This window comes from Halomonas sp. XH26, assembly GCF_024138895.1.
Lineage (GTDB): Bacteria > Pseudomonadota > Gammaproteobacteria > Pseudomonadales > Halomonadaceae > Vreelandella > Vreelandella alkaliphila.
Window position 1 is genome coordinate 2,781,512 of sequence record NZ_CP071889.1, and the last position, 25,992, is coordinate 2,807,503.

General features: G+C 52.9%; 34 protein-coding genes. 11 read left to right on the forward strand and 23 right to left on the reverse strand.

Annotated elements, in window-relative coordinates; all coding sequences use genetic code 11:
* Positions 1 to 63: 63 nt before the first annotated feature.
* The 10 genes from J4377_RS12670 to J4377_RS12710 form a co-directional block, all read right to left on the reverse strand.
* Positions 64 to 1,113 (reverse strand): DUF2235 domain-containing protein, encoded by a 1,050-nt coding sequence (locus tag J4377_RS12670; protein ID WP_253485809.1) that lies wholly within the window; start codon positions 1,111 to 1,113, stop codon positions 64 to 66.
* Between the two features lie 469 nt (positions 1,114 to 1,582).
* Complete coding sequence (locus J4377_RS12675) at positions 1,583 to 2,281, reverse strand: triacylglycerol lipase (protein WP_253485810.1); 699 nt, start codon at positions 2,279 to 2,281, stop codon at positions 1,583 to 1,585.
* Between the two features lie 81 nt (positions 2,282 to 2,362).
* Positions 2,363 to 2,584 (reverse strand): nucleotidyltransferase family protein, encoded by a 222-nt coding sequence (locus tag J4377_RS18905; RefSeq protein ID WP_370687203.1) that lies wholly within the window; start codon positions 2,582 to 2,584, stop codon positions 2,363 to 2,365.
* Positions 2,585 to 2,732: 148 nt separating this feature from the next.
* Positions 2,733 to 3,155 carry a GNAT family N-acetyltransferase gene (locus J4377_RS12680; protein ID WP_253485811.1) on the reverse strand — a complete coding sequence of 141 codons (423 nt, stop codon included), beginning with the start codon at positions 3,153 to 3,155 and terminating at the stop codon, positions 2,733 to 2,735.
* Positions 3,156 to 3,319: 164 nt separating this feature from the next.
* Positions 3,320 to 3,655, reverse strand: coding sequence for a zinc ribbon domain-containing protein YjdM (locus J4377_RS12685; RefSeq protein WP_038477126.1), 336 nt, complete (start codon positions 3,653 to 3,655; stop codon positions 3,320 to 3,322).
* Positions 3,656 to 3,793: 138 nt separating this feature from the next.
* Positions 3,794 to 4,102, reverse strand: a complete 309-nt coding sequence (locus J4377_RS12690; RefSeq protein WP_125750333.1) for a HigA family addiction module antitoxin — start codon at positions 4,100 to 4,102, stop codon at positions 3,794 to 3,796.
* 23 nt (positions 4,103 to 4,125) lie between these two features.
* Complete coding sequence (locus J4377_RS12695; RefSeq protein WP_253485812.1) at positions 4,126 to 4,419, reverse strand: type II toxin-antitoxin system RelE/ParE family toxin; 294 nt, start codon at positions 4,417 to 4,419, stop codon at positions 4,126 to 4,128.
* Between the two features lie 98 nt (positions 4,420 to 4,517).
* Positions 4,518 to 4,847 (reverse strand): hypothetical protein, encoded by a 330-nt coding sequence (locus J4377_RS12700; protein WP_253485813.1) that lies wholly within the window; start codon positions 4,845 to 4,847, stop codon positions 4,518 to 4,520.
* Between the two features lie 30 nt (positions 4,848 to 4,877).
* Complete coding sequence (locus tag J4377_RS12705) at positions 4,878 to 5,141, reverse strand: hypothetical protein (protein ID WP_253485814.1); 264 nt, start codon at positions 5,139 to 5,141, stop codon at positions 4,878 to 4,880.
* Between the two features lie 30 nt (positions 5,142 to 5,171).
* Positions 5,172 to 6,305 carry an MFS transporter gene (locus tag J4377_RS12710; protein WP_253485815.1) on the reverse strand — a complete coding sequence of 378 codons (1,134 nt, stop codon included), beginning with the start codon at positions 6,303 to 6,305 and terminating at the stop codon, positions 5,172 to 5,174.
* Positions 6,306 to 6,449: 144 nt separating this feature from the next.
* On the opposite strand from J4377_RS12710, the gene J4377_RS12715 reads away from it, so the two are divergent.
* Both J4377_RS12715 and J4377_RS12720 read left to right on the forward strand, forming a co-directional pair.
* Positions 6,450 to 7,337, forward strand: coding sequence for a LysR family transcriptional regulator (locus J4377_RS12715; RefSeq protein ID WP_253485816.1), 888 nt, complete (start codon positions 6,450 to 6,452; stop codon positions 7,335 to 7,337).
* A 140-nt stretch (positions 7,338 to 7,477) separates the two neighbouring features.
* Positions 7,478 to 8,446, forward strand: coding sequence for a putative zinc-binding metallopeptidase (locus J4377_RS12720; RefSeq protein ID WP_038477135.1), 969 nt, complete (start codon positions 7,478 to 7,480; stop codon positions 8,444 to 8,446).
* Between the two features lie 65 nt (positions 8,447 to 8,511).
* Here J4377_RS12720 and J4377_RS12725 read toward each other — a convergent pair whose 3' ends face one another.
* On the reverse strand, positions 8,512 to 9,405 hold the full coding sequence (locus J4377_RS12725; RefSeq protein ID WP_253485818.1) for a dihydrodipicolinate synthase family protein: 894 nt from the start codon (positions 9,403 to 9,405) through the stop codon (positions 8,512 to 8,514).
* A gap of 162 nt (positions 9,406 to 9,567) precedes the next feature.
* Between J4377_RS12725 and J4377_RS12730 the strand changes: the two genes are divergently transcribed.
* Together J4377_RS12730 and J4377_RS12735 are read left to right on the forward strand one after the other, a co-directional pair.
* Positions 9,568 to 10,398 (forward strand): AraC family transcriptional regulator, encoded by an 831-nt coding sequence (locus J4377_RS12730; RefSeq protein ID WP_253485819.1) that lies wholly within the window; start codon positions 9,568 to 9,570, stop codon positions 10,396 to 10,398.
* A gap of 42 nt (positions 10,399 to 10,440) precedes the next feature.
* Complete coding sequence (locus J4377_RS12735) at positions 10,441 to 11,073, forward strand: LysE family translocator (protein ID WP_253485821.1); 633 nt, start codon at positions 10,441 to 10,443, stop codon at positions 11,071 to 11,073.
* Between the two features lie 59 nt (positions 11,074 to 11,132).
* Here J4377_RS12735 and J4377_RS12740 read toward each other — a convergent pair whose 3' ends face one another.
* From J4377_RS12740 to J4377_RS12760, 5 genes are all read right to left on the reverse strand, one after another.
* The gene (locus J4377_RS12740; RefSeq protein ID WP_038477147.1) at positions 11,133 to 11,369 is read right to left on the reverse strand and encodes a helix-hairpin-helix domain-containing protein; all 237 of its coding nucleotides are present in this window, start codon (positions 11,367 to 11,369) and stop codon (positions 11,133 to 11,135) included.
* A gap of 75 nt (positions 11,370 to 11,444) precedes the next feature.
* Positions 11,445 to 11,804, reverse strand: coding sequence for a VOC family protein (locus J4377_RS12745; protein ID WP_095603874.1), 360 nt, complete (start codon positions 11,802 to 11,804; stop codon positions 11,445 to 11,447).
* 23 nt (positions 11,805 to 11,827) lie between these two features.
* On the reverse strand, positions 11,828 to 12,292 hold the full coding sequence (locus tag J4377_RS12750; protein WP_038477152.1) for a YpsA SLOG family protein: 465 nt from the start codon (positions 12,290 to 12,292) through the stop codon (positions 11,828 to 11,830).
* Positions 12,293 to 12,377: 85 nt separating this feature from the next.
* A complete protein-coding gene (locus J4377_RS12755; protein ID WP_038477155.1) occupies positions 12,378 to 12,698 on the reverse strand; it encodes a hypothetical protein in 321 nt (106 codons plus the stop codon).
* A 110-nt stretch (positions 12,699 to 12,808) separates the two neighbouring features.
* Positions 12,809 to 13,549 (reverse strand): helix-turn-helix transcriptional regulator, encoded by a 741-nt coding sequence (locus J4377_RS12760; protein ID WP_038477158.1) that lies wholly within the window; start codon positions 13,547 to 13,549, stop codon positions 12,809 to 12,811.
* Positions 13,550 to 13,624: 75 nt separating this feature from the next.
* Here J4377_RS12760 and J4377_RS12765 point away from each other — a divergent pair, with 75 nt between their 5' ends.
* Positions 13,625 to 13,975: an NIPSNAP family protein gene (locus J4377_RS12765; protein WP_038477161.1), complete on the forward strand. Its 351-nt coding sequence runs from the start codon at positions 13,625 to 13,627 to the stop codon at positions 13,973 to 13,975.
* Between the two features lie 78 nt (positions 13,976 to 14,053).
* Positions 14,054 to 14,401: an antibiotic biosynthesis monooxygenase gene (locus J4377_RS12770; RefSeq protein WP_038477163.1), complete on the forward strand. Its 348-nt coding sequence runs from the start codon at positions 14,054 to 14,056 to the stop codon at positions 14,399 to 14,401.
* 49 nt (positions 14,402 to 14,450) lie between these two features.
* Here J4377_RS12770 and J4377_RS12775 read toward each other — a convergent pair whose 3' ends face one another.
* The 3 genes from J4377_RS12775 to trpB form a co-directional block, all read right to left on the reverse strand.
* Positions 14,451 to 15,071, reverse strand: a complete 621-nt coding sequence (locus tag J4377_RS12775; protein WP_253485823.1) for a LysE family translocator — start codon at positions 15,069 to 15,071, stop codon at positions 14,451 to 14,453.
* A gap of 169 nt (positions 15,072 to 15,240) precedes the next feature.
* Positions 15,241 to 16,080 (reverse strand): tryptophan synthase subunit alpha, encoded by an 840-nt coding sequence (gene trpA / locus J4377_RS12780; RefSeq protein ID WP_231657529.1) that lies wholly within the window; start codon positions 16,078 to 16,080, stop codon positions 15,241 to 15,243.
* A 20-nt stretch (positions 16,081 to 16,100) separates the two neighbouring features.
* Entirely contained in the window at positions 16,101 to 17,306 is a 1,206-nt protein-coding gene (gene trpB / locus J4377_RS12785; protein WP_253485824.1) for a tryptophan synthase subunit beta, read from the reverse strand.
* A 139-nt stretch (positions 17,307 to 17,445) separates the two neighbouring features.
* On the opposite strand from trpB, the gene J4377_RS12790 reads away from it, so the two are divergent.
* Entirely contained in the window at positions 17,446 to 18,339 is an 894-nt protein-coding gene (locus J4377_RS12790; protein ID WP_038477173.1) for a LysR family transcriptional regulator, read from the forward strand.
* 150 nt (positions 18,340 to 18,489) lie between these two features.
* On the opposite strand, the gene J4377_RS12795 is transcribed toward J4377_RS12790, so the two are convergent.
* The gene (locus tag J4377_RS12795; protein ID WP_038477176.1) at positions 18,490 to 19,092 is read right to left on the reverse strand and encodes a glutathione S-transferase N-terminal domain-containing protein; all 603 of its coding nucleotides are present in this window, start codon (positions 19,090 to 19,092) and stop codon (positions 18,490 to 18,492) included.
* Complete coding sequence (locus J4377_RS12800) at positions 19,092 to 20,312, reverse strand: YbfB/YjiJ family MFS transporter (protein WP_253485825.1); 1,221 nt, start codon at positions 20,310 to 20,312, stop codon at positions 19,092 to 19,094. The genes J4377_RS12795 and J4377_RS12800 overlap by 1 nt, the downstream gene beginning before the upstream one ends.
* A gap of 182 nt (positions 20,313 to 20,494) precedes the next feature.
* On the opposite strand from J4377_RS12800, the gene J4377_RS12805 reads away from it, so the two are divergent.
* On the forward strand, positions 20,495 to 21,364 hold the full coding sequence (locus J4377_RS12805; protein WP_038477180.1) for a LysR family transcriptional regulator: 870 nt from the start codon (positions 20,495 to 20,497) through the stop codon (positions 21,362 to 21,364).
* A 5-nt stretch (positions 21,365 to 21,369) separates the two neighbouring features.
* Here the strand turns inward: J4377_RS12805 and J4377_RS12810 are convergent, their stop codons facing one another.
* Entirely contained in the window at positions 21,370 to 21,969 is a 600-nt protein-coding gene (locus J4377_RS12810; RefSeq protein ID WP_253485826.1) for a trans-aconitate 2-methyltransferase, read from the reverse strand.
* A 38-nt stretch (positions 21,970 to 22,007) separates the two neighbouring features.
* Positions 22,008 to 22,940 carry a LysR family transcriptional regulator gene (locus tag J4377_RS12815; RefSeq protein ID WP_164517106.1) on the reverse strand — a complete coding sequence of 311 codons (933 nt, stop codon included), beginning with the start codon at positions 22,938 to 22,940 and terminating at the stop codon, positions 22,008 to 22,010.
* A 115-nt stretch (positions 22,941 to 23,055) separates the two neighbouring features.
* Here J4377_RS12815 and J4377_RS12820 point away from each other — a divergent pair, with 115 nt between their 5' ends.
* The 3 genes from J4377_RS12820 to J4377_RS12830 are packed head-to-tail and all read left to right on the forward strand — an operon-like array spanning position 23,056 to position 25,990.
* Positions 23,056 to 24,249, forward strand: coding sequence for a M20 aminoacylase family protein (locus J4377_RS12820; RefSeq protein ID WP_253485827.1), 1,194 nt, complete (start codon positions 23,056 to 23,058; stop codon positions 24,247 to 24,249).
* A gap of 48 nt (positions 24,250 to 24,297) precedes the next feature.
* Positions 24,298 to 24,522, forward strand: coding sequence for a DUF3311 domain-containing protein (locus tag J4377_RS12825; RefSeq protein WP_054641024.1), 225 nt, complete (start codon positions 24,298 to 24,300; stop codon positions 24,520 to 24,522).
* Positions 24,515 to 25,990 carry a sodium:solute symporter gene (locus tag J4377_RS12830; RefSeq protein WP_062363614.1) on the forward strand — a complete coding sequence of 492 codons (1,476 nt, stop codon included), beginning with the start codon at positions 24,515 to 24,517 and terminating at the stop codon, positions 25,988 to 25,990. Before J4377_RS12825 ends, J4377_RS12830 begins: the two co-directional genes overlap by 8 nt.
* Positions 25,991 to 25,992 lie beyond the last annotated feature (2 nt).

Consider the following 25,992-nt stretch of genomic DNA (forward strand, 5'->3'; position numbering starts at 1 on the left):
TTTTAGTCGATATTGGTCACTTCATGACCTAGATCACTCATCACTTCCACGCCGCCGCCCGGCCTACTCCTCCAGTGGGAAAAGGTGGGCATCGGTCAAGGTACGTGGCCGGTACTCGCACGTGGTATCGGCCCAGCGCTTCCAGACACTCTCATCGACTGAAATATTCACCGCAGGCAGCCCCTGCATGCCCTGCGAATATTGTCGGTAAAACCGACCGTCGCCCTTGTACCTAAGACGTGCATACTTGGCATAGAGCCCTTTCAGAAAATCAGCAAACGAATCTTTGGGTGCCATTTTCCAAGCATCCTCAGCAACATCAAAGGGCGCCACTTTTAGGCCTGCCTGTTGCGCTTTGGTTAACATCCAGCTCAGCGGTATGTCGGCCAGCGTGTCGTCAGCGCCATAGCCGCCGCCTACATTGGCGTGGGCGCCGATAAACCAGCGCTGTTCTACGTTGCGATTACCTGTTTTCTGCTTGCCATCCTTGCTCGTCCAGAGCGATACGTTATACGCCGACCTGTGTTCGTCCAGCGCGACCGCTTGATAGGCATGATCGACAATGCTGGAAAGCTCGGTATCGTGCCAGTCGTATTCGCTTTTGAACAGGTTGGTTCCGGGCACGCCCAGTGCGCCAACGGTATCCCACACGCCAATAAAATGAATCCTGGGCTGGCGACTGAAGCGCTCCTTGAATTCTTTGCACACCTCAGAATCGGGGTGACAATCACGGTTTCGATAAATACGTTCGGCCTTATCGAGCAGCCCTGGCGTGACGACATGCACTAGCCCGCATTTACGAATCATCCCTACTAGGCTTCTGGCGGTGTAGGCACCGCGGCTAAATCCGAATATCCAGATTTCATCGCTTTCACTGTAATGCCTTGCCAGCCAGTCATAGCCTTCCCGTAGGTTTTTGCTCAGCCCGTAACCGAAGGCTCCGCCGAAAAAGCGCTGAAATTTGGATGTCCCTACGCCGGGGTCGTAATAGAACCGTTGCCTGATACCGTCATCGTCATCATGGAGCAGCCGGGTAATACGATAAACATTGGTTTGATCTTCAGGGTCGTTCCAGGTGCCATCGAATAGCAGAATCAATTTTTGTTTCGTCATTGTGCCCCCATGATGATGCACGCCTTTGAACAGTGCTCATGATCACTAAATGAGGGGCAGACGATGCGCGATGCGCTCTTGGGCAACGCGTACCTGCGACCTCCACATTATTTAATGAAGGTTAGTCGACAATTCATCCCGCCACCTGTTGATAGTCAACTAGAAGCAGCGCCCCCGATGTGGGCGCTCTTACTATCTCGCTTTTGGATAAACCAAGCCGTGCCGAAGTAACGAAAAGGTGTTGGTCTATAGCATCAAAGGCACAGCTGGTTGGGCGTGGAACGGGGAGCGCTGTGTTTATACCTCAAGGAGGAAAGCATCAGCTTCTATCGGATGCGGAGACGTCATTTCAGAGCATCGACACATTCGATGCTGCCCCTGCGCTATACCACGGAGCTGCGGATGCGTCTTGCCAGTCAATGGCTAACCCACGAAAGAGTGTCCATCGATGTTCTACTTGCTGTGCTTGTTATGGATTGTCGCCATGCTCAAAACTCCCATTTTTTAGGTAGTTAACAACTTGAGCGATGACTCTATCGTTCTTCATCATAAAAGGGTGCGTAACAGGCATTTCGATATGGTCATTCATGCCGTCTAGTTTCGTGCTTTCTATCGAGACCTTTCCATCATCTGTGCCCGGTATCAGCGAGGACAGTATCCAATTGATGCTGCTTGTCCCAGCAATAATACCCACGTCGAAGTTAGCCTTGCCTAGGGTACTGGGAATGCTTAACTCATCTGTTCCAAGCTGCATACCTGCATCACCGTTGATGAAGTGGAAGCCAGGGACATCTCGGAGTTCATCGACGACTTCGCTGCCTTGGTTTGGAGGGCCAAGCATCACTACACGGTTTAAGTTGGCTACATCATGCCTGCTCAGATACTGCCTTACCAAAATTCCGCCAAGGGAATGAGTCACAAAATTGACTTTTTCACCCTTTGGGCACTTTTCAAGGGCAGGTATTATCGCTATTTCTGCAAGCTGCTCAATTGGGTATTCCCTTGATGGATACCCTTCATTAATAGGCAAGAAGCCTTCTTCTTTCAGCGCATTCTCTAGTGGCTCCATTGCGCTGTGTGTTCGTGCTAAGCCGTGAAGGAGAATCACGCATGACGCTTGGACACTGTTGGAGAAAACCAGCAAGAAAGCTAACAATATAAGCTTCATACGTAATATCCATGATGCGCGCTATAAATGGCGCGAGAAACGAGCGTCCGGCGACCGTAGGGAGCAAATTTAACTTCCTGGTTAGGCATTTACTACTAACCTTGGCCAGATTTCCAGCCACCTCTTAGTCGTCAATCGCTCATTAAAATCCTGTGGCTTTGGCCTTTTGGAATTCATAGTTACAGTATAATTAAACAGAGAGTCGAAACCAAAAGGTGGCACTAGTATAACGTCTCCAGAGCTGTTCAAAGCGGCTCCGAGCGCCGTTTCGACTTCAACCCAGTAGCTCATAGCTTCTGAAATTGACTTCTAAGGTCTATCCTAGTTCCGCTTATGCTAAGACCATGCTATTACCTACTTAGCACACTGCTGTGAGGCTGAAAACACACAACCACTAATGCCAGCTTTAACTAAAAATACCAAATGTTTGAAATTCTTCTTAAACAGGGTGTTAGGAGAGCTCTTTAGCCATGCAGAAAAACCTATCGTCTTCTGCAACCACTCTGAAACCAAGCCGCTTATAAAGATGATGCGCTGGACTAATTTTAAACGCCCTTAGCCGGAGCTGTATTGCCTCGGACTCTATCGCCAGCCTTAAAGACTCGCCCAGGGCAGATGCACCAATGCCTTTATTTTGAAATTTGTCACGAACTTGAAGATCTCGTAAATAACAGCTCTCATGGTCGAATTCTAGGCGAATTACACCAACCATTTCACCATTCAGCAAAATGTCCCAGTTTTTCAGCTTGAGAATCTGTTCCAATATTCTGGCTTGATCCCAATCAACAGAGTAATGCTCATAGTACGAACGCATATTGTCGTATGTCATCTCTGCTGACTTCGCAAAATCAGTAGTTGGTTGATATGAGATCACTATAAATCTCCTAACAGATATTGGGTGGTACGTTCTATGGTGGAGTGAGTACGCCAGCATATGGATCAACCACATGCAGCCTAGTTAATGCCCTCTCCAATATCTTAATTTCCAATAAAAACAATTATTATGAACGCTTTGTGCTAACACAAACTGCCGTATATTCAGGCTTTTTTGACAAACTGGGCGGTGACCATCATGTCGCCAGCGCCATCGACCTTGCAGTCGAGCTGGTGGTCTTTGCCTTCCTTAAGCCGCTTGATAACGGCCTTGGTGCCAATCTTAAGCACGATTGAACTGCCTTTGACTTTGAGGTCTTTGATAAGCGTTACCTTATCGCCTTCAGCAAGCAGGGTGCCATTGGCATCTTTCACCGTGACGGTGTCTTCCGCTTCAACCTCGGAAGGGTTCCATTCGTGGGCACATTCTGGGCAAATAAACAGGCTTTGATCCTGGTAAACGAATTCAGATTGGCAATTGGGGCAAGGTGGGCATGACATGGGGGGAGACTTCTGTGGTTGGGTTGACTGCTTATGATACTGAGCCTTTGCAGCCTTGGCGAATGCATCCCGATAAGGTGTTCATAATCGAATAGCGCCGTTACGAAGTCAGTTTCCCCCTGCCGTGAAGCTTCAGGACTACGCCATCTTCTGCCAGTGCTGGATACTAGAGAGATCCTCGTGCTCTAGCTGCTCTGCTTTGAAGAGATCCCAGCGCATTTGTAAATTCAGCCAAAAATCTGCTGAAACATCAAAAAATCGTGCCAGCCTTAGTGCCGTGCTGGGCGTAACACCCCGTTTTTTATTCACCAGCTCATTGATCCGCTGGTAAGGAACGTGGATAGCAGCGGCCAGCTCACGCTGGGTAATGTCCATGGGCTGCAAAAACTCTTCCAGTAACATTTCGCCGGGGTGCGTCGGTTCGCGATGTGTGGGAACACGAATCATACCTTTCTCCTTTTAGTCTCCTGTTAGTGGTAATCGACTAACTCGACCTCATCAGGCCCAGCCTCTGTCCACCTAAAACAGAGACGATACTGTCCATTGATGCGAATACTATGCTGTCCGGCTCTGTCGCCTGATAACGCTTCAAGCCGATTACCAGGCGGTACCCTCAGTTCATCCAGCTTTTGTGCCGAATCCAGTAGATCGAGTTTTCGTGATGCAATTTTCCATAGAGATAGAGGACATAGCTTGCGAGCAGCCTTGGTATGCTCGCCATTGAATAAGTCTTCTACCGCTTTGTCTTTGAAATTTACGATCATAAATACACGATAGCACGGAATCCGTGCTATTCAAGCCTATTTGAGTTTTTACTCTACACCAGCCAGTGCTTATTGAAGGTCGAAAAAGTCAGAGTTATTCATAAAACCGGCTCCAAGTGCCAGCCTTGTTTGGTTGCTAGCAGGCGGTCTGTCAGGGCTAGGTTTTCCAGAAAGGTATCGTCGTGGGATACCACCACTAACGCGCCTTGGTAACTGCGCAGCATGGTTTCCAGTGCTTGTGCTGAAGGCAAATCAAGGTGGTTATTTGGCTCGTCCAGGAGCAATAGTCGCGGTGGGGAATCGGCGAAGAGAATGCAGGCCAGCGCTCCTTTCAGGCGCTCTAACAGAATCTTAGCCTGGTTGGCTTCCTTGCCCAGCCGATTGCCGCGAGCCTGTCGTTTCTCCTGACGTTCACGCTGCTTGCGCATCGCGCGCTCTTCGCGTTGGCGTTCGAGCTTTTACTGGCTGAGCTGATCAAGGGCAGCCTGCTGCTCGTGCGCCTTCGCTTGAGCATAAAACGTGTAGTTGCCGCCGTAGCTGTGCAGCCCTAAGGGCGACAGTTCCACGATACGTTCCATGGCTTCCAGCAGTTGCCGGTCATGGCTGGCCACTATTAGCCCACGCGGCCAGCGCTGCAGCTGTTCGATGAGTGCCTGCCGATTTAGTCGATCGAGATGGTTGTTTGGCTCATCAAGAATCAGGCAATCCGCCCCAGAGAGCATGGCGCCCATCAAGATTAAGAAGATTTTAGCTCACCGTTCCCTAGCACAATGCCGAGCCCCCATCACTAGGCAAAAGATAATTGTCTGAGCTATCGCTATACAGGCAATTACCCCTTTCCAGGCCCATATCGCAAAGGCATACGCCGCAAGGCTTGCGCCCGTTGCGCCACCTAAATAGTAGCAAGAGAGGTAGATGCCAGCGGCAACACCGGCGGGTACGCGGCGCGTGCTGCTTAATAACTGGGTCGTCACTGTTTGGAACATATAGGTTCCTATGGCAAACAGCGCAACGCTCAGCATGATAGACATGCGTGTTGTGCTAATCAGCCACAGCGCTGCCCAAATCAACGCTATGAGTGATATGGCAATCGCTACTTCGCTTAGGTAGCGCCGCAATACGCTGGCAGTTAGCACGCAGAAAAGTGCGGGCAGACACGCCAGATAGATCGTGCCGATCTGCTGTGAATCCCAATGATAAGGCTCTTGGGCAAGCCATAGACCCAGTGCCGTAAACACCGCGCTTTGCGTGAAGAGCAGTGCAAAACCTGCGAGATAAGCAATGATCAGCGTATTGTCAGTCAGCGCGCGCCTTGTATATGTCACCGACGTTTGATGCCGTTCCGTACGCTGCATTAGTTCAGCGCCAGTCGCTTTCGAAAGAAGACAAATCGCCACCGCCGATAGCACCATCAAGCATGCGGAGCTTAAGAACCCCAGTTCCCACCCCATGGCATCAACTGACCAAGCAGGATAAAACCGGCTGAGTGTGCTGCCAACTATGGTACCGGTCACGTACAGCGGCACAAAACTGCTTGGTCGCTGAGAGACCAAATTCATCGTCGCGGTTAATAGGAAGGGAATGACAATGCCTTGGCCTAGCCGCAGTACAAAAAGCACGTCTTGGCTAGTCGTCAATGCCATTGAAGCGTTAATCGCGGCCAATGCGAAAAAGCCAACGACTAATAAGTGCGAAGGGTTGGCATGTTTTGTTACAGCGCCAGTCAGTGGCGCGGTAACCATCATTCCTAGCAACGAGGCCATCGTTAACCAGCCAGCGCCAGTGGCTGTTGTTCCGAACCGCTCTACTAACGCTGGAAACAGCGCCTGAAGCTGGTACAAATTAAAAAAAGCGCCGAGCGATCCAATTATTAAGGCCGTACGCATGGCTTATTCCTGTTTAGACAGGCATTACCATACGTACGCTCAAGGCTCGAATGAAGGTCGGAATCGCTATCTCAGTGATAGCTGTTTCGACAGAGTGCAGCATCAGAAATCAGCGTATGTTGTGGTCACCGGAGGAGCGACGAGATGGTCGAACTGAAACAGATTAAGCACTTTGTTGCCGTTGCTGAGGAGCTTAACTTCAGGCGCGCTGCCGAGCGATTGCATATTACCCAGCCACCGCTGAGCCAGAGCATTAAGTCATTAGAAGAAACCGTGGGTGTGAAGCTGTTTGAGCGCAACACCCGAGGTGTCCATCTCACCAAAGCAGGCGAGGCCTTTCTTGGTGAAAGCTTGGAGATGCTCAGCGCTGCACAACGAAGCATCAGCGTTGCCAGGCAGGCAGCCCAGGGTGAAGTCGGTACGCTGCGCCTTGGTTATTCGGCCAGCGCGATTTTCTCTAAACCCCTCACCTCTGCCCTGGCTAAACTGCTCACCGAGCGCCCGCTGATCGAACTGCAGCTGTGCGAAGGGAATGCCCTCTTACATATCGCATCGCTGAAAGCGGGTAAGCTTGACGCTGCGGTATTACGAGCCGACCTGGACGAGAACACCCTAGCGGGTTTATCGGTTTCCAGGCTGGGAGATGAACCGCTGCTCGTGTTACTCCCCCCAGGCCATCGGCTGCAGGCAAAGCCTTCCATCAATTTTGGCGAAATAGCCAACGAGCGGCTTTTACTACAGCCCGCCACGCAAAGAACATTTCTGAGGCGCCAACTGGAGACATTGGCCGATAAAGCAGGGGTTTCTCTCAGCCATGTTGTGGAAGTACCCGATATCGGCAGTATGCTGTGCTTCGTTGTCGCCGGTATTGGCATTACCATCCTGCCCGCCAGCGCCGCGTCGATGGCTCACGGCCTGATGGCCATACCGCTTGCTGACGGGGACTCTTCCCCGCCGCTACTGTTAGCCTGCAAGCAAGGCAACCCTCTGAGTGAGCAGCTTAGGGATCTCGTTGAGGCGCATCTCTCATAAGCTTGGAGAATGGCGTGATAGTAAGCCCCAACACTTACGCTGTTTTTGCCCAACCAGACAGAAATTAAGGTAGATGTGTTTGGCTTATCGCGGCATTGGCTCCTAGACTGAAGTCTCGTTTCTTTTGAGATACCCGACCTATGCGTGTGTTTTCTAATCCGGTCGGTGCCGGTTCACTTTGGTTTGATAATTTGGTGACTGCAGACGGTGTGCCTGTGGCTTACGACCCGCAAGCACGTGCCTTTCTGCCGATGCCGCCCTTCTGCGCCAACCGCGAAGTCATTGGTTGCAACTGGATTGCGCCTAAGCAAGGTGAATTCTGCCGCGCCTGCGCGATGACAGCCCTAGCACCCGATCCTTCCATTTCAGATGCCATGCCCAACTGGGCGCAAACGGAGGCTGCTAAACGCTGGGTAATCGACAACCTTGGCCGTTGGAACTGGTTTCGCCCGGAAGACCCTGGCGCGCCACCAGTGTTTCATATGCTGGCCGAAGGGGGAACGCCGGTGCCCATGGGGCATGTGGGCGGTGTGGTTACCATCAGTGTCGCAGAGGCTGATGCGGTGTTACGCACAACTCGCAAAGAAGCACTGGCAGAGCCTTATCGCACGATGATTGGCCATATGCGCCATGAAATCGCCCATATGCTGTGGTGGCGGCTAAGCTTACGGGATGACTTTCTTGATGCGTTTCGTGAGATGTTTGGCGATGAGCGCGAAGATTATCCAGCAGCGTTACAGCACTATTATCACAATGGCCCGCCTGCGGATTGGCGGCAGCGGTTTCTGTCTACCTATGCGTCCTCACACCCTCATGAGGATTGGGCGGAAACCACCTCGCACCTGCTGCACCTGACCGATATCACCGATAGCTTTGTGTCGGCGGGCATGACCTCTCCGGCCTTGCCCAACACCTATGGTTGGGATGCTTACGCCGAACCGGATGCTGAGCGCTTGATTCACATCGCGGCATCATTAGTCGCCGGGGTTAATCATGTAAACCGCTCGATGGGGCTTTCGGATCTTTATCCGTTTGTGCTTTCAGATCCGGCGATGCGCAAGCTAGCCTTCGTGCATAATTGGCTACGGCGCGGCGCTCAAGGGCTTTAATCCGCATCTGCAACAGGCCCTGGGGAAGTCAGCGCTTTAGCCAGGGCCTGCCATCGATAAACGCGTTAGCTTAGTTGCAAAGCGTCAATCGCCGCCGCCACCCTTTTCCGCGCATCGCCTTGCAGCGTTTGTAGCGGCTGGGGCAAACAGGGTTGGCTTACTGTTCCGGTAAGTTCTGCAATGGTAGCGACTACCCTCAGGCTGCCGCCGAAATCACGGTAGAGCGCCCATAACGGTTCAAGCGCAGCGGAAAGCGCGTTGGCGTCTTTTGCGTCTCCCGCTTGGGCGGCACGGGTTAGCACCAGCGCAGTTTCAGGGTATAGCCCACCAATTACCGAGTACCAAGCATCGCAGCCAGCAAGCATGCCCGTGGCGGCCGCTGGGTCGCCGCTAATGCCAATGGTTACGTCGCTGGGAATTAACCCACGCAGCCGTGCCACGCGCTCCTGTGCGGCGGCTATATCATTCTGCACTGGAGGAATTTTAATCGAGCGAACCTGGGGCAGTTGGGCGATGCGACCATGCAGTTCATCACTGAATTCAAAGTGCGTTGTACCTGGGTTGTCATAGACACATAACGGCACGCTCAGCGAACGACAAACCGTCTCGAAAAGGCCAAATACCTCATCCTCGGTCAGCTTTTGATAAGACACTGGCGCCAACAGCACGCCACTAGCGCCTGCTTGCTGGGCGCTTTCTGCATTGGCCAGTACATCACGGGTGCGGAGCGAACCTATGCCTACCACCACTGGCACGCTGGCGGCATGCTCAACGCACAGCTTGGCGACGCGGGCGCGTTCTTCACTACTTAAATAAGCGTAGCTGCCCGTCGACCCCAGCACGCCGATAGAATCCACCCGCGCCTCCACCAAGCGTTCCACTAAACGAGCAAACTCATGCTCATGTATGCCCTGCTCGTTCATGGGGGTTAGCGGAAATGCACTCAGGCCGGTGAACATGGTGAATGATCCTTTTACGATGGTAGATAAGAAGCTATTAACATACGTGATGCTGCATGATGAGGCTAGAGAGTCTCTCAAGGTTAGTTAGCAATTATGTACAAGCATTTGATATCCAGGAGCGCATAAGCTAGGTGGTGTGACTCATCAGGAGGATTTGGCATGGCGAATACAAGTCGGTTTCAATTCATCAAAAGTCAGCATGTGCCAACACTAACGGTGCTTCAGGCAGCGATTGAAGACTTCAGCTATGACCGCCACGCCCATGAGGAATTTGCCTTCGGCGTAACGCTGTCTGGGCGTCAGGATTTTTTTAGCGGCGGGCAGTTCCACAAAAGCCCGCCGGGCAATGTGATTCTGTTCAATCCAGAGGAGGTTCACGATGGCCAACCGGGCGGTAAGCACGCACTGGACTACCTGATGGTTTATGCTCACCCGGACCAGGTCAAGCCGCTATTCGCTGATGCGCTTGGGTGCGAACATGCCACGGATTTTCGTTCCAACCAAACGCTGATTCAGGATGTTCAACTGCGCCATGCCATTTTGGAACTGGCGCGCTTGGTCACATCCCAAGCAGGTAGCTGTATTGATCAGGAAAATGCGCTTTATCGGGTTATAGAGAGAACCGTTCAACTCGGCGGTACTTCACAGCCCAGCCCCGTCACAAGTCGACCTGATGCCCTGCTACGTCTGGCTAAGGAGTATATCCATGCTCACCTGGAAAGAGATATGTTGCTGGATGATATTTGCCAGGCAGCGCATTTATCCAAGTACCATTTCTTGCGCCTGTTTCGCCAGCATTACGGCATTACCCCCCATCAGTACGTGATTAATTGCCGTATCAATGCGGCGCGTACTGCACTAGACGCCGGTGCCCCACTTAACGATGTGGCGCTACGCTTTGGCTTTGCCGACCTTAGCCATTTTAATCGACGCTTTAAGCGCATTTATGGCATGACTCCCCACCAGTACCAACGCGATATCGCGCGTTAATCCCCAGTTTTAGAACTGCCATTAAACAAACGAGGCTTCACCATGCTAGGAATCGTCGCCTATGCCCTGGGCGCTATGTATACGCCTGGGCCTGTGAATCTGCTGGGCTTAAACTTTGGCATCAATGGCCAAGCCAAAAAATCGCTAGGTTTTTGTCTGGGGGTAGGCACCGCAATGTTTACTTACTTATTACTATTGGGCTGGGCAGGCGCCGCTTGGATCGACGATGAGGCACTGATCGTCGTGAGTGCGTTGGGGTGTAGCTATATTGTTTATCTCGCAATAAAAATTGCCCGCTCAAGCGCTGATTTAAGTAGCGACTTAAACACCCAGTTAAACAACCATGACCACACCGCACATCTGCTGCGTTTTCGCGATGGGCTGGTGATGCAACTGCTTAACCCAAAAGCCATTATTGCCACCCTACCCCTTGCTACACTGCAATTTCCTGCGGCGGGTATTGAAGGGCTTAGCTTGGTGGTTTGGGCATTCGGGCTGGCAATATTAGCCGCTGGCGCACCCGGCAGTTATGTCTTGATGGGCAGCTTGGTTGGCCAGCGTATTCAAAGCGCAGGGATCATTAAGGGCTTCAACTGGGTAATGGCGGGGCTGCTGGTCGCCGTGGCGTTATCGATTGGCTATGAGCATGTTTGGCTGCCGCTTAATGCTAGCTAGCCTGATGACACAGGTAGCGAGCACTCTAACCATTGATTGCTCGCTACATTTGCGGTGTGTCACACACCCTCTTGCGCTCTGGCAATAGCGGCAGAAATAGCTGATTTTGCCTGCGGGCTGTTTTTCCAGCAGGTTGTGTGCAGCATGGCGGCCACCATTTCTGCTATCTCATCCGCTTGGCGGGCGGCCAGCTCAGTAAATGAGTCGATACCAATCTCTTCAAAACGCTTGAGGACGGTAGGGCCAACGCCTTTGACACTCAAAAGCGCATCTCTTTCTGCATCAGAAAAGGCCACTCATGTACTCCTCTTTAAAAGATCTATGAGGTTAAAAGACCTCTGGGGTTAAAAGAGCTCTGGGGCGTTAGCGTTTTAAGTGCGCGCCTCTGACCAAACCGCAAACTCATTGCCACTGGGTTCTAGGAAGTGAAAGCGAAAGCCGCCTGGGAATTCGAAAATAGGCTGAATGACGTCACCGCCGCTTTGCTCTACCTTATCGAGCGTTGCGTTAATATCCGCGCTATAGAAAACCAGCAGTGCGCCACCGTTAGCGGTTCGACTACAGGCATCTGAATGATAAAAACCGCCATCTAGCCCCTGGTTGGAAAATGCACTGTATTCAGGGCCATAATCGACGAATTCCCAGCCGAACACCGCCGTGAAAAACGTTTTTGTCGCCGCTAAATCTTTCGCTGCAAACTCGACGTAATTAAGTTTTTCATGCGTGTGCATTGGCTTGTTCCTTTAAGCTTAATCTAGCGTGATTGCTTTATAACCAGTTCAATCGTTTGCTTAACGTACGCGTACATTACCGGGCAAGTGCTGGCACGAGGGCCTGCAACATTAAGTGCAGTAATGTGGCGGTCGTGCACAAAGTCGGCCAGCAACATCGCCGCGTGCAATGGATCTATCAGCTCAATATCAATCAGCTTGTAGGGCTTTGATTGCTGAATACAGAACAGAACTGTGGCTTCTGTTCCCCCTTGAAGATAAGACGCATAGAAGATAGCGGTGCCATCTGCATCTTGTACATTTTTCTTGGTACGTTGACGATACCCTCCGCCAATTTCATCAAGGTTGTAGACGCTGCTAATCGGCCCGTCTTCAGCCATTCTGCCGACGGGACAACATCCACCTATGGGGAAATCCAGTGCTAATGCGGCATCTAGTGCCGCTCGGTCAGCGCCGGTTTGGCCGCCACTTATAATTTTGGAAAGCATAAATTAGCCACGCCACGTGTCTTTAGTTGAGCGGCAAACGCGTTTGCCACGCGGTGTAAAAAAGTGCAAGCGAACGTTGTAAAACCTACTGCCCGAAGCCTATCCCCAAGCTCAGTGCTTGAAGACCATCGAACTCAACACTAACGTCGTCTGAAAACACCGGGTGCCCTTGCACCACCATGTTCACTGCTGCCTGAGAACCGCGATAAGTAACGGTTACTGTCAGTTCTGCAGAGGTGTTAACCGGTGCAAACAGGCCATACTCAACGTTATCAACACTCACCGAAGACAGTCCGCGATCATCCAATTGCTGCTGCACTTCTTGTTTTACGGCGACACCGTAATAGATATAGATGCCCACGTAGCCAATTGCCAGTAGTACGATCAGTGAAAAGAGCTTCCTCATTATTTCCCCTCAGTGCGACGAAATCCTTATGGTTGCCGCCTTCGGCCAGCAATCACGAGCGCTGATAATGCCTGCGGTAGTAAGTAGCTACAAGCACTGAAAAATGAACATTATTTACAAACAAGCGAGAAGGATTCTAATGGTGAGGTGTCGGGAGTAAGTGGCATGTTGTTCACTGCGAACATTGCCCGCAGCGACGCTTCCCCTTTGGCACTGAAAACGATAACGCGGGAGTCCTCCTCCCGTTTCGCCCAGCCAAGCGCCTGCATTCGCGCAAGCAGCGCCGCCCCGAGCGCGCCGGCAAGATGATTCCTACGCTCGCTCCAATCCAAACACGCTCGACAAAATGATCGCTTCGAAGAAGCCAGCGCATCTGCATCGATGCCATGTTTCTGGAACCACAGCCGTCCCTGTTTAGTCAGCTGTAGTCCGCCTGGAAGCTGCTGAAGGATATCTGTCTCGAGCATCTGCTCGTACACAAAAACCCCCAGCTCCCCTGCAAGGTGGTCGTAACAAACTCGGGCCTTGCGCAGCGCGGGGTCGCGTGGGCCGATGGACAGATGCCTATCGTCGCCTCGGAAAGCGAGGCCCATCAGCGACTCCAAAAGCTCAGCAACATGTGGCCCCGCCAGCCTAAAATAGCGGTGGCGCCCCTGCTTCTCGACCGCAAGCAGTCCTTCCTCTCGCAGCTTGGCGAGGTGGAAGCTCATGGTTTGCTTAGTCACACCGGCCATATTTGCCAGTTCAGTTGCCGTTAGCGCGCGATCAGACATTAAGGCACAGAGCGCTTCCGCCCGAGCGTTATCTCCGATCAGTGCGGCAACGCGCACAATGTTAGGGGCTTCATTCATGGTTCGATCTTAGTCGAACCATTTGGGTGCGGCAATTAGGTATCGTCTCCGTTGCCTTTCAACGGAGATAATCAGATGAGCATTACCTGCATCATTCGCTACGAGATCGACCCTTTCCAGCGCGACGCTTTCAAGCAATACGCGGAAAACTGGGGAAAAATCATCCCCTGGTGTGGCGGCCATCTTATTGGCTACTTCCTGCCTTTAGAGGGCACCAACAATATCGCCTGGGGCCTAATTGCCTTCGATAGCCTAGCTTCCTATGAAGCCTATCGCGCTCGGCTGAGATCTGATGAAGGAGGGCACGCGAACTTCACAATGGCCCAAGAGCAACGATTCATCCTCAAAGAGGAGCGCAGTTTTGTAGAAGTGGTAGACGGCACCTTGGGCATTGAGGCTGTCGATGTAATGAACATATCAACGTAACGACGCTGTAAATATAAAGAACCTGCGAATATAAAAAACTAATGAATATAAAGAACTTATGAATACAAGGAATCTGCCATGATCGCTGTGATATTCGAAGTGCTTCCACATACTGACCGTTATCAAGACTATTTGGATACTGCCAGCGCATTACGCCAAGATTTGGAAGCTATCGACGGTTTTCTATCGATTGAACGTTTCGAGAGCCTAACGCAGCCCGGCAAAGTTCTTTCGCTCTCTTATTGGCGGGATGAAGATGCCGTGAAGCAGTGGCGTTCGCTTGAATCTCACCGAGCAGCTCAGAAAGCTGGTCGACAGGATATCTTTGCCGACTACCGTCTGCGTGTCGCTTCCGTCATCCGAGACTACGGAATGAATGACCGGCGCGAGGCTCCTGAGGATTCGCGTCACGCGCACCACTCGTAGAACGGCTGTGCTCGGTGGTCTAGCGTATTTAAACAGCGAGTCTTAACGCTTACTCTTTTTTAGCCAGCAACAGTCCTACCCCTGCGCTGGCTAATAGAGTTGCGCAACTGCGGTTAAATAAGCGCCGCATAGTGGGGCGTGAAAACCACTGGCTCAAAAAACTACCTGCATAGGCGTAACCAGCAATCGCTACCCATTCCAATAGTAAAAACAGCACACCTAGCACCAAAAACTGCAGACCGACATTGCCGCTAGGTTCCACGAACTGCGGTAGGAAAGCGGTAAAAATCAGTATGGCTTTAGGGTTACCAGCAGCAAGCAAGAACTCTTGTCGCGCCAGCTCAAATAAGCTCATGTGTTGAGTTTCAGCACTATCACTTGCGGTAGTGTCGGCGCCCCATAGCTGATATGCCAGCCATAATAAGTAGAGCCCACCAACCACCTTAATAACGAGGAAGATTTTTTCAGAAGTGTAAAGCAGTGTCGCCAAGCCAGTCGCTGCCAGCGTAATCATGCCGACGAATGCTATTAGCCGCCCAATACCCGCTAAACAAGCTGTCCGAACGCCATAGCGTTTAGCATTGGTTAATGAAAGCAGGTTATTAGGGCCAGGCGCCATATTAAGGGCGAAGCAGGCAGGGATAAAAAACAGCAGTGTTGTAAGGTTCATAAAAGCCCGTTCCTATTAGCCCGCGTGAGCTTCCACTCATTATTTCACCATCGATCCAGCTAGATTAACCTTTAATTAGGATTTTGCTCAACGTTAAAAAGAGCAGGCGCTGCTGGCCTGCTCTCTTAACATATCGTTTTTTTACTCTTCTTGTATCAATCTGCTGGTATCAACAGACTTGTGGCTCGCTTGCTGTACGACATGCCCTGACGCTTTCTGCCAACTCACTGACTAAGCCGTGCACTCGCTCCACTGCTTCATCAGGCGTGCTGGCATGTTCGATGCAGTCAACAAGCGCGGAGCCAACCACCACCGCATCGCTAAAGCGTCCAATGGTAGCGGCTTGCTCAGCGGTGCGTATTCCAAAGCCAACGGCAATGGGTTGCTCGGTGTATTCGCGGAGCTGAGCGACCGACGCCTCTAACCGTTCTGGTGTTGGCGCACTACCGCCAGTAACCCCCGCCACCGATACGTAGTAGATAAACCCAGAGGTGTTGCTGAGTACTTTGGGCAACCGTTTAGCATCGGTGGTCGGGGTGGCTAAGCGGATAAAATCAATGCCGTGCTGGGCTGCTGGCTGGCAGAGCTCTTCATCATGTTCAGGGGGTAAGTCCACCACAATCAGGCCATCAACCCCAGCGCTGGCAGCATCAGAAAGAAAGCGCTCAACGCCATAGCAGTAAATCGGGTTGTAGTAGCCCATCAGTACGATAGGCGTGGTGCTATTCTGCTCGCGGAAACGGCGCACCATTTCCAACGTTTTAACTTGGGTTTGGCCGCCTTCAAGTGCACGCAGCGCGGCTTTTTGAATCGCGGGACCATCAGCCATGGGGTCACTGAACGGCATGCCGAGTTCAATGATATCCACCCCTGCTTCAGGTAACCCATGTAGCAGGCGGCGCGAAGTCTCCGCGTCTGGATCACCTGCGGTGAGGTAGCTAACCAGCGCTGGGCGGTTCTGCTGCTTGAGCGCGGCAAAGCAGTCTTTAAGACGAGTGGGGGTATTCATAACAGTCTCCTGGTTCGCACTCATTGGAATTTATCACCTAGATGATGGGCGACGCTCATCATGTCTTTGTCGCCACGACCGCTAAGGTTGACCACCATTAAGTGCTCACGGGGAAGCCGGGGCGCACGCTTAGCCACTTCCGCCAAGGCGTGGGCAGTTTCCAGGGCAGGAATGATGCCTTCCTGACGGCAGCAGATCTGGAAGGCTTCCAGCGCTTCATCGTCAGTGGCGGAAACATACTCAACCCGCCCCTGCTCGTGGAGCCATGCGTGCTCTGGGCCGATACCGGGATAATCCAGCCCCGCTGATATTGAGTGGGCGTCGATAATCTGGCCATCTTCGTTTTGCAGCAGATAGGTGCGGTTACCATGCAGTACGCCAGGCGTTCCGCCGTTCAAGCTGGCGGCATGCAGGCCGCTTTTAACGCCTTTGCCGCCCGCTTCTACGCCAATCATCTGCACATCTGGGTCGTTTAAGAACGGATGGAACAGCCCCATAGCGTTTGATCCGCCGCCAATACAGGCCACCAGCGAATCCGGCAAACGCCCCTGCTTTTCGAGCATTTGGCTGCGAGTTTCATGGCCAATCACCGCTTGGAAGTCGCGCACCATCGCAGGGTACGGGTGCGGCCCAGCCACGGTTCCAATAATGTAGAAGGTGTCGTCGACATTGGTCACCCAGTCGCGCAGCGCTTCGTTCATGGCATCTTTGAGTGTGCCGGTGCCGGAGGTGACGGGAATCACCTCAGCCCCCAGTAGTTTCATGCGGAACACGTTAGGCTGCTGGCGTTCGATGTCGGTTGCGCCCATATAGATGACACAAGGCAGGCCAAAACGCGCTGCTACCGTGGCGGTGGCCACTCCATGCATACCGGCGCCAGTTTCAGCAATAATGCGCTTTTTGCCCATCTGCTTGGCTAGCAGTACCTGGCCAATGCAGTTGTTAATCTTGTGCGCGCCGGTGTGGTTTAGCTCTTCGCGCTTGAGGTAAATACTCGCCCCACCGAAGTGTTCGGTCAGTCTTTCAGCGAAATAAAGCGGGCTTGGCCGCCCGATGTAATCTCCTTGAAAGTAGGCTAACTGGCGCTGGAATTCGGGGTCATTTTTAGCAGCAGCGTATTCATCTTGCAGCTCTAAAATGAGTGGCATGAGTGTTTCAGCGACAAAGCGGCCGCCGAAGCTGCCAAACAGTCCGTTGGTATCGGGCAGGTTCACGAATTGGTTCATCACGACCTCTGAGTGCAACGTGGAAATTGGGAATAGACTCAAGGTAGCGCAGGCAGACGGGGATAAAAATCGATAAGATGTCACTAATAGGTGAGTTTTAATCAACTATTAAAGCAGAACTATCATTATGGGATAAGCAATGCAGAACAGCATGCCGCCACTTAGCGCCCTGCGCGCCTTTGAAGCCACTGCCCGATTGGGTAGCGTGACCGCTGCCGCCGATGAGCTAAGCGTTACCCATGGCGCGGTTAGCCGCCAACTTAAAAGCCTGGATGAGCATTTTGGTGTAGCGCTATTTGCAAAAGCAGGGCGTGGGCTGGTGCTGACTCACCATGGTGAGCAACTGCAAAGCGGCGTAGGCGAGGCATTTAGCAAACTGCGCAATAGTTGCGCAGCACTCAAGCGTGATGTGGAAGAAGCGCCCTTTACTCTGGCCTGCCCTGGCAGCCTGCTAGCGCGCTGGCTAATTCCCCGCCTGGATCGCCTGAACCAAGAGCTGCCGCAACTGAAGCTAAAAGTCGTGGTAAGTGACAGCGAACTGCCCGGTCAACAGGTAGATACCAGCGCCACCCTGGCGTTTATTGAACCTCCCTGGCCCGCGGATGTGGAGGTTATCGAGCTACTTCCCGAGCAGATTTGCCCAGTAGCAAGCCCACTCCTAGCAGCACACATCGACCCAGCCAAGCCAGAATCGTTATTTGCCAACAAGCTGTTAGTGACCGCTTCACGTCCCCAGGCGTGGCCACAGTGGGCGAGCGCCAAAGGGCTGGCGCAACGTGCATTGGAGGACGCCCTTCAACAGGGCCAAGGGTTTGCCCATCTTTATTATCTGATTGAAGCAGCGGTGGCGGGCTTAGGCATAGCAATAGCACCCAAGCTACTGGTGGAAGACGATTTACGCAGCGGGCGGCTTGTGGCCCCTTGGGGAAGTATCGAAACGCCCGCCCGCCTCTGCCTATGGCTGCCGAAACAAACCAACAGCCGCCGCAGCGAGCCACTGGCAGAGTGGCTTAAGCAGGCACTCAACGAGTGATCCCCAACCTTACCGGGAGGCTCCGCCTCCGTTCGCGGGTGCCTCATTTGCTCGTCCCTCGCAAGATTCGTTACACCGCGCTACATAACCTAAACGATTGAATTTTCGTATTTTGTAGCGCGGTGTAAGCGTCAGCGCACCCGCAGGAGGCTACACAAATGCAGTCTGCTGAAAACTATCCCTGGCAATTACTGCGGCATGCCACGCTTTGAGCTGTGGGTACGCTTCCTTCCAGCGCACTTCTGGCAACCTGAAGGCCAAGTAATCTAGCGCAACAGCGCAAGCGATTTCACCAAGAGTAATCGACGACGCCAGCTGACTTTCGTAGAGTTCACTATCCAGTTGTTCCACTATTCGTTGCATGGCTCGCTGGCGCCTTCGCCCAAGCTCACTGTGATCAATCTCAGCGCCATAGTGCTTTCTGGCAATAACGGTCGTAAACGCAACATCCATAAGATTCTGACCAAGTCCGGCCAGATGCAGTACATTCGCTAATCGGGCTTGAGGAATCATAGGCGAACTAGCACTGACGCTATCAAGATAAACAGCAATCAACATTGACTCGCTAAGTGTCGTGCCTTCGTCAGTCACTAGCGCTGGAATTCGCCCGGCGGGATTAACCTCTAGCAGCGCTTTGTCATCTGCCCAAGGGTCGCACCAGCGCAATGTCACGTCATCCACCAGATCCTTCTCAAGTAAGATGATCCGCGCTAGGCGCGCATAGGGTGACGTTGCGTTAAGAAAAAGCTGCATTATGGCCTCCGTTTCTTATTGGAGTGAGGAACAGTAGAGAGAGGGGCATGACGCTGCTGCTGGCCTCGGCTAAGCAACACCAGTACAAAGCCGCCTACCAACACCAGGCTGCTAATCGCAAATAGCGGTGAATAAGTGCCCCAGGCTACATAGAGCGCTGACATCGCGTAGCCAGAAAACGCTTGAGCTGCAGCGAAAGCGGCAGTCGCTTGCCCCCAGAGCTTTTTGTGGGCGGTGGGGCCGACTAATTCAGCCAGTCGCCCAGACGTCAGCGCAACAATACCTGGGATCATCGCGCCCACCACAAACGAGGAAACTGACTGACTAAGCAATGCTAGTGAAAATACTGGCAGGGACACAGCGGCAGCCTTGGCTAAAAAAGCGAGGGTTAAGCCATGGTGCCAGCCCACTTTTCGCGCCAACGTTCCTACTATCAGTGGCCCGCACACGGCGCCCAAGCCGAAAATGCCCCACTGTAGAGAAGCCGCTTGATGCCCTAAGGCATTTTCTCTGGCGAGATAATCCACCCAAAATACGGTATGCGGAACAAACCCGACGGCGTCCAGGGCATACGCACCTATCACCAGTAGCACAGCGGCATTTATTCCTGCATACCCTGTCTCACTTGTTCGCCTTTCCTGACTAACCACCGGCGGTGAGGACAGCCGAGTAACGCCCCAGTCACATACAAGAGCCGCAGCAATACAGAGCAGACCCAGCGTTCCCCAGGTAACCGTTAGGCTTAACTCCAGAAGCACTGGCACCACCGATGCTGAAAGCAGTGCACCAAAGCCAATGCCAGTGAATACCAGGGCACCGACACTAGTCCGCCTTTCCGGAGACGTGGTCGACAGAGCCAACGATGGGCCAACCACCATGAGAATGGCGCCAGCAATACCTGAGACTAATCGCCAAAAGAAAAACCAGCTAAAACTGCCTGCCCCCGCACAGAGGAAGAAGCTCAGTGCGATCGCTACGAAACTTGCCCCCATCACCGCGCGGACAGAAAAACGCTCACTCAGAGCGTGAGCAGACAACGCACCAATAAAGTAACCGAGAAGATTAGCAGCCCCTAGATAAGCTCCTTGGCTGGCACTGAACCACCCCTCTTGAATCAGTGCCGGTAATAGTGGTGTGTAGGCAAAACGGGCAATGCCTATTCCTGCCAAGGTGGCCATCACGCCGGTCATCAGAGCAGGCAAGTCTTTGCTATTGATCATGTCGTATCCTTACTAAATCGCTGTGCGGCAAGATTGGCAACAGGCGTATTTACCAGTAGCTTACGCACACCAACAATTCTTTAGAAACGATTTATAGTGATAGTCTCTATCTTTTTTTGAGATAGCTCTTAAGATAGTTTTTGAGATGGATTTGAGACGGTGGTCGCTTATGGGAGATGTGAATGCAGTTTAAATCATTGCGGCTGTTTATGGCGGTGGCAGAAACCGGCAGCTTTATGGCTGCCGCAAAGCAGCTGCATACGGTGCAATCTAACGTGACCACGCATATCAAAAAACTTGAGGAGGAATTAGGCGTGCAGCTGGTTCATCGTGCTGGTGGCGTGCGTCTTACCTCTGCGGGGCTAGCGTTATTGGATTATGCGGAACGGTTGCTGGCGGTACATGACGAAGCGTTAGCGCTATTTCAAAGCGCCGAGAACGCAGCTGGCCAACTACGCTTAGGATCGATGGAAACTACCATGGCGCTGCGCCTCCCCCCAATACTGGCGGCCTACCATGCTAACTTCCCAGAGGTTGATATGACGCTGGCGACTGGCCCCACCGCCAGTTTGATCGAGAAGCTAATGGACGGTCAGGCGGATGGCGTGTTTGTGGCCGGCGCTATCGATCATCATCGCTATCATTCGCTCAAAGTTTTCAGCGAACAGCTTGTGCTGGTAAGTTCAGCCCCCATGACGAGCGTGCCCAGCTCTGAAGAACTACTGACAGCAACGTTTCTCGCATTTCGCCAGGGATGTAGTTACCGGCAACGTATCGAATTACTGCTGGCATCTCAGGGAATAAATGCCGTGCGTGTTTTTGAGTTTGGCACGCTAGACGCCATGCTTGGCTGCGTAGCAGCCGGGATGGGGTACACCGTACTGCCACGTATTATCATTGAAGCACACCGACACCGCTTCGGCATTCACGCGATGGAACTGCCCTCTGCCATTGCCAATATCGACACCTATTTTGTTACCTCAGAACCCACTACCTGGTCGCCCGCATTAGCCCGTTTTGTCGATACGTTACACCAGCAAGCCAGGCTATAGACTCTTCATCCCTTCTGAGCAATCAAGTACGCGTGCAGTTCAGGATGTTGGTCATACTCTAGGTGCTTGCATACTGCGCCAAGCTTTATCAGCAGGGATAAAAAGCCGTTAGTACCGAGCGATGAGTAGTAAACCTGTGGCCCCATGAAGCTGTCGGTGTGATCACCGGGTTCATCGGTGCCTCCGAAGGAGAAGATAAATACGCCACCTTCGCTCAGGCTATTAATAATCCTGGTTATCACAGCTTCCTGCTGAGCCAGTGGAATATGCCAGATGCTATCCCACGCAGTAATGACATCGTATTTGCCCGACGGTTGCCACTGACAAATATCCTGGTGGTGAAAGGTCACGTCTGGATGTTTCTGTTTAGCCAGCCGCACCATTTCAGCAGAAATATCCACCCCCTCTGGTGTAAAGCCTTCCTGCTGTAGCAGGTCAATAAAACGTCCCGTGCAACCACAGCCAATATCTAGCGCCCTGCCTCGATTCTTCACAAACGCTAGCGCTCTTTTGTGCGCGTCTACACCGTTCGTGAGATTAAATTTTTCGCTCTGCCAGAGATGAGTGATCTGATTGTATGCACGGCCAATATCGGTGGGGGACATAGGTGCTTCCATATTATTAATTTCCATCAAGATGAACGTTACGCGTCAGCGTCATCATCAGTCGCCAAAGATTCTGTTTCAGCAATTTCGATCAGCCGGCGTACCGCCGACAGCCCTGAATCCCTGCGCCATACCAGCATCAAAGGCAAAGCCAGCTTGAGATCCTCCAGGCGATGACTTACTACGCCTTCTGGTGCCCCTGCCATGGTCATGGCCGGCAAAATACTGCAGCCCATGCCAGCAGCTACCAAACACAACATTGTAGCGTTGTCAGTTCCCTCCTGAACCACATGGGGCGTGAAACCCTCTCGCTGAAAAGCGTGGATCAGCTTGTCGTGATAGACCGGGGTGGCACTACGATCAAACCAGATAAAATTTTCGTCATTGAGTTCGGCTAGGTATCGCGGCGGTTGTCGCGCTAGGCGTGAGGTGGCACTGGTAACCAATACGAGGTGATCCTCATACAAGCAATGGCTACAGAGGCTGTCATCATCTTCTGGAGGGAAAAACAACATGCCAGCATCCAGCCTCCCACGGCGGATTGCATCGACCTGAGGCCCCGAAAGCACTGACTCTACTTTCAGCGTGACCTCGGGATATTGCTCGCGGAAACGGTTGAGCAAACCGATTATCTGCGGTACCCATAAATGCATCACCGTCACCCCTAGTCGCAACTCACCGAATTGGCCATCGGCGATGCGCCGTGCATTGCGCTTGGCCTGTTCGAATTCGCCAAGCAAACGCCGGGTATCACGGTAGAACGATTCGCCTGCGGCGGTCAGGCGAACGCCATGCCGTGAACGAGTTAGCAACGTGGTACCGACCTCATCTTCAAGCAGCAGCAATTGACGCGACAGGGCTGGCTGAGCAAGTGGTATTCGTCTTGCTGCTGAGGAGATAGCTCCCTCCTCTACGACGGTCTGAAAATATTTTAAGCGTTTGAAGTCCATCTCATTCCCATTGAATGACACGCCGTGGCTCTTTCCATCCAATATAAGCATGGAAAGCTAATAAAAAAACTATTTTCTCTATGCCACCGAAACAACCAAGATGAATTGGTCCATCCAACAACTATGCGAATCGACTATGACAGAACTCATCAACGCAAATTTCTTCGAGCGTCACCACGCCGAGCTGACCCAAATGCGGCACGAGCTGCACCGTCACCCAGAGCTAGGGTTTCAGGAACATGCCACGGCTAAGCGCATCGCTGAAGAACTAGAACGTCTCGGTTTGACCTTTGAAACTGGCATCGGCAAAACCGGTATCGTTGCAACTATCACCGGTGATCAGCCCGACAATGGACGCCAGATTGGTCTACGCGCCGATATGGACGCTCTACCGATCCAAGAGCTTAGCGAGCACAACCACACATCCGAAGTGCCCGGTCGCATGCATGCCTGCGGCCATGATGGTCACACGACCCTGCTGCTTGGCGTCGCCCGCTACCTGGCTGAACACCGCGACTTCGCTGGCACCATTCACCTAGTCTTTCAGCCCGCAGAAGAAGGTTTAGGTGGTGGCCGGGCAATGGTTGAAGAGGGGTTGTTCGAGCGCTTTCCTATGCAGGCCATCTACGCCCTGCACAACTGGCCTTCTCTGCCTGCTGGCCAAGTGGCCGTCCGCTCAGGTGCCATCATGGCAGCCACCGATCGGCTCGATATCCGGGTACGCGGAAAAGGGGGCCATGGAGGCGTCAACCCACACCTATCGACAGATCCTGTACGTATGGCGGGTGCCCTGATTCAAAATCTACACTCCGTGGTCGCCCGTGATATTAATCCTCTCTCCCCCGCGGCCCTCAGCCTGTGTGGATTGCAGGGGGGCGATATTGACGGTTTCGCCATTATTCCCGATGAAGTACGCATCAGCGGTACAGCACGAAGCCTTGATGCCGACACTCAGGATCGTATTGAGCATGCTGTTCGCCGTGTTTGTGAAGGGGTGGCCATTGCCCATGGCGGCGACATTGAGGTCGACTACCAACGCATATTCCCAGCGACGGTCAATAGCGAGGCGGAAACCCGCCACGTGGAATCCTGCGTAGTGCAAACACTCGGCGAAGCTGCCCTGGTGCGCGACGTCGACCCTAGCCTTGGCGGCGAAGATTTCTCCTTCATGCTGCAGCGCTGTCCAGGAGCCTACTTCTTCCTCGGTGCAGCCAAGGATGAAGCCACCGCACCATTACACAACGCTCGTTACGACTTTAACGACGACATTATTCCCACTGGTTGCCAACTACTGTTGGCCATCGGCCTCGGCGCACTCGCTGCCGCCTAAACGAGGCCTGCTCTACTACCGATAACACCACAATAATGAGGTATGCATATGAAATCCCGCCCCTCGCTTCCCCCTAGGGGATTGCTGATTTACTTCACTATCTGTGCGCTGGCGATGATCTGGCCTGGCGCATTAGTAGCCAACCGCATCGAACCGATGGTGATTGGCTTGCCCTTCTTCATGTTCTGGTACGTCGCTTGGGTCTTTGTCCTATTTGTGGGACTAGTGATTGCCTATCGCCATGATGCCGCACAGGAGGTGAACGATGAGTGATTCACTGCTGATCACTACCATCACCCTAGCCTACCTGCTGATCGTTCTAGCGGTGGGCCTGCGAGCAAGGCATAACCAGAGTTCGTCTTTGGAAGGCTACGTCGCTGGTGGGCGCCACATGGGGCTGCTGGTGCTGTTTTTCATTCTCGGAGCGGAGATATTCTCTGCTTTCGCCTTTCTTGGAGCTCCCGGCTGGGCCTACAGTAAAGGGGCGCCGGCACTCTATATCATCGCCTACCTGGCGCTCGCTGTGATTGTATGGTGGTTAATCGCGCCACACATTTCGCGGCTTGGCCGTCGCCATGGTTTTCTGACCCAGGCGGAGTTCCTCTCTGCCTGTTATCCAACTCGGGGGAATCTGCTGGGGCTGTTCATCGGTGTGGTCAGCGTACTGGCGATGATCCCCTACCTAACTATTCAGATCGCGGGTGCGGGACTGCTCTTCGAGGCGGCAACCTCAGGCACCATTCCGTTCTGGCTCGGCAGCTTACTGGCCTGTGGCGTGGTGGCGGCTTATGTCTATGCGAGCGGCTTACAAGGCATCGGCTGGACCAACTTGCTCCAGGGCGTGATGATGGTGGGTGTCGCGTGGTTTCTAGGCTTGGCAACGGCTGACCAGTTCTTTGGTGGAGTCGGTGAAATGTTCCGCGAACTGCAGCGCGAAGCGCCGGAATATCTAACCATGCCCGGTGCTGGCGGTATGGGCTGGGGAGCCTTCTCGACAGCCATCCTAGTAAGTGCTCTAGGTTGCGTAATGTGGCCGCACATTTTCATGAAGTTTTATAGTGCGCGCAGTGAGCGAACCCTGAAACAGGTGTTCGTACTCTATCCACTTTATAGCTACTTGCTGGTGCCATTGCTGGTTATCGGCTTCGCAGGAGTATTACTACTCGAAGATAGCCCGCTCGACTCTGCTGATCGCGTGCTGTTGACGTTAGTGGTCGAACTAGCTGACTTCCCTGCGTGGCTAATCGGTATAGCCCTCTCCGGCGCGCTGGCCGCGGCAATGTCTACGGCTGCCAACTTGGCTCATACCTCCGCCACTATTCTGGTAAGAGACGTGGGGCAGCACCTGCCCGTGCTGCGTGGTATATCTGATGACAAGGCACTCAGGCTGACTCGCTACGGTGTGGTGGTAATCTCCTTAGCAGCCTACTTGCTAGCCCTAGCCAACCCTGGCTCATTGGTTGGCTTGTTACTCGGCGCCTATGGCATCGTGGTGCAGTTGCTGCCGATGCTGCTTGGCGCACTATTCTGGCGGCGAGCATCACGCTCTGGTGCCTTTGCAGGTTTAGCAGTAGGCGCGGCCCTAACCCTATTGTTCCAGTTTGGGGTCAGTACTCCATTCGGCTGGCACGCTGGCTTCTGTGGCCTAGTCGTCAATACCGTAGTATTCATCGGCGTGAGTCTCGTGACACACAGTGCATCATCGTACTCACCGGCTCAGGCTCTCAGCTCCAAAGGCTGACG